This window comes from Streptomyces sp. NPDC001373 (assembly GCF_042895815.1).
In the GTDB taxonomy this organism is placed as follows: Bacteria; Actinomycetota; Actinomycetes; order Streptomycetales; family Streptomycetaceae; genus Streptomyces.
The window spans coordinates 1-2,812 of record NZ_JBIAWQ010000055.1 but is presented as its reverse complement, the minus strand read 5'-3'; the positions used below and the strand labels follow the sequence as shown (position 1 = coordinate 2,812).

Annotated in this window: 2 protein-coding genes; one reads left to right on the top strand and one right to left on the bottom strand. The window is 62.8% G+C overall.

Annotated features, from left to right (window positions below; all coding sequences use genetic code 11):
* Window positions 1-185 precede the first annotated feature (185 nt).
* Window positions 186-542 carry a P27 family phage terminase small subunit gene (locus ACFY15_RS36800; RefSeq protein ID WP_384111013.1) on the top strand — a complete coding sequence of 119 codons (357 nt, stop codon included), beginning with the start codon at window positions 186-188 and terminating at the stop codon, window positions 540-542.
* A 1,133-nt stretch (window positions 543-1,675) separates the two neighbouring features.
* Here ACFY15_RS36800 and ACFY15_RS36795 read toward each other — a convergent pair.
* Window positions 1,676-2,701: a transcriptional regulator gene (locus ACFY15_RS36795; protein ID WP_390827076.1), complete on the bottom strand. Its 1,026-nt coding sequence runs from the start codon at window positions 2,699-2,701 to the stop codon at window positions 1,676-1,678.
* Window positions 2,702-2,812: the final 111 nt, after the last annotated feature.

Here is a 2,812-nt window from a genome sequence, read left to right as displayed (position 1 = left end):
AACGGGGCTATCCAGGACGGCTCGGACGCCGTGATCACACCAGCCACAGCAAGATCATCTCATCTGTGGCCAGCAGTTACGGGACACCCCTTAGCGTATAGCACCCGAGATTCTCCGTCCGGAGCACCAGAACCAGTTAACCCGCTGTGAGCAGCGCAGATACCGAATCCCCGGAAGGGGGCACGATGAGTAACCAGAAGATCAGCGCGAAATTCCGCCGAGCCGTGGTCGAGGAATTCGACCTAGAGGCGTACGAGGTGACCACCCTTGACCGGGCCTGCGCTGTGCTCGATCAGATCGAGGGACTAGAGCGGGACGTGAAGGATCGCGGCGTAATCGTCCGTGGAATCCGGGGCGGTCTCTACCCGAATCCGTCGCTAAAGGAACTGCGCGCGGCCGAGGCGTCTTTCCTCTCGCTGGTGCGTTCCCTCGGTCTGAGCGATGCCGACAGCGGGACGGGTAAGGGTTCGGCGTCTGCTGCTGCCCGCGCCATGAATCGGGCTCGTTGGGGGGTGCGTTCTCTTGGCTCGGCGTCGGCGTAATGACGTACCGATTGATAGCGGCCCGTCCGCTGTAGAGGTTGAGCTAGCGCGCCGCTATGTCGCCGCCAGCCACTCCCTACCGGTACAGGATTTCAGCTGCCCGCTTGCTGACGGCGAGATTGAAGCCAAGGTGCAGGAATGGGCCGGGCGAATTCATCACATGTCCACGCTGTTCTGAAACGACCACCCCTAAACGTTAAGGGGTGCTCAGGGGGAAAGATGAAGAAGGTAAAGACTCTCAGCGTCCGTCACACGGAAAGTTCCCGCGCGAACCTCGCTGTCATACAGCAGCTATCCGGTTGTGAGACAGCGAGCGAGGCTGTCATGCAGGCGCTCGACTTGTACGCCGCTTACCTGAAACTCCCTCCCGGCGCTGTCATGCAGGCGACTGGTCACACGCGCCGCACGGAGGTTACGAGTGTTTGAGTCCCCGGAATGCATACGGCTCGGTTGCGTGAATCCGCGCCAACTCCGCAGCGGTAGGCAGTCATTCAAGCCGTGGTGCAGCACTCAGTGCCGCAAGTGGCATCGGGCCTTTACCGCATTCAGCGAGGGCGGGGCGGCGTATGGGCGGAATGCCGAGACGGACGCTGCGCTGTTTTCCGAAGTCGTCGCGGGTCTGGATGACACCCGGAATTTGTGCCTGCTCGATGAGCTTTTCGACGTGTACGGCCGAGCGTGACGCCGATGGAGCCGACCCGCGTAGTCTTCGGTCCGAATGGCTGGGAGCCGTCCGACGAACCGGCACCGCCGGGCAAGGTGGCGTGGCGCTTCCCTCGCTCGCGCGCTGTCCGGCAACCGGCCCCGCCCCGACTCATGCCTAACCGTCCAGCGCGCCGAGAGGGACGCCCCCGGAACTGCGGCAGCCGATGACCACACCTCAACGTTTAGGTGTGCTCCTGGCCCCCGATGACTGGCCCCGCTGTGGGTTGGTCGTCGGGGGCTTTCTGCGTTCCTGGTGGAAGCCTTCGAAAGAAAGGCGACAAGTCTGGCCGGCTGCGGGGTGCTGGGTACCCACGGGCCCGAGATTGCAAGGGAATCGAGCCCCTTCGAATCTCAGGCCACAGCGTCGAGAGCGGCCCGCACCCTCGGGTACTAGCCAAGCCGAGCTAGTTTCTGACGGGTCGTCAGATTCAGTGGGGGAGCAAGTTTGAAGGGGTCACCATTCGGGCCCGATCAGACAAGTCACGGGCCGTGTGGTTCTTCAGGTAGGGGCGAATTCGGCTGTGCATTGCGGCTAGGTTCCGATCACACTGCCCGGACTGCACGAGGGGGTATATCTCCAAGACTCGCCCCCACGTCTCGCACGCTGCCTCCAAGTGACCGACCTCTAGTTGCCGTTCGGCCAGCATGGACAAATAGCGGATACTCGTCCGCCGGAACGTGCTGGGGCGCAGCCGGTCCGATTCCTTGAGTGATTCGATGGAACCTGCCACGTCTCCCAGTTGGTAGCGCACTTGGCCTACGTGATACGCCAGCGAGGAAGGGTTATAGGACCCGAAAGTCTTCGACTGTGATTCGGCCTTTTCCATGGCTGTCTCGGCTTCCCGGATGCGCTGTAGGGCCATGCGCTTGTTTCCCTCTTGCGCGGCTGCGTGTGCCTGCTGTCCGGCGAGGAAGGCGCGCATTCGGGGACCGGCCTGCGGGGAAGCGGCGGCGGCAGCGTCAGCGAGGCGCAATGCTTCGGACCCGTGCCCGAGGTCTACGGCCTGAACGCTCATTCCTCGGAGAGTGGTGCAGAACGTTAGGTGATCCTCGGATGCCCCGGCGAGTTCAAGCGCTTTGAGGTAATAGCGCTGAGCCATTCCGTGTACGCCCTCATCTACGGCCATGTACCCCGTGAGATATGAGAGATCCGATGCGGCGGCCATCATCGCTTTGCGGACGTTGCCCGGAGCGTCAGCGCGCAGATAGGGAGCCACGGTGTTAACCACATAGGCAGCAGCCATTGGCCGCGCTGTCCGTCCGCCGAATTGGTCGTCAATATCGGAGAGGCGTTCGGTCATGGCGATAACCGATTGAACGTCGGACATTCCGATGCGCTGAGTCTCGCCCCTTTGGGCGACTTCCATCCGGCCGACCACGTCCGGCCAGTTGGGCACGGTGAGGGCGACAGAGAACAGACCTACTCCGAGCACGCTCCGGCGCGATGGGTCCATGTCTGCCCTCCCCAGGTCTATTGATCCGAAACGGTTTGGGTTCTGGGTCGTTGGTGGGGTGTGAGCGATCTGGTGGGGGACGCGCGGCATCTGTCGCCGTCGGCGCAGGAG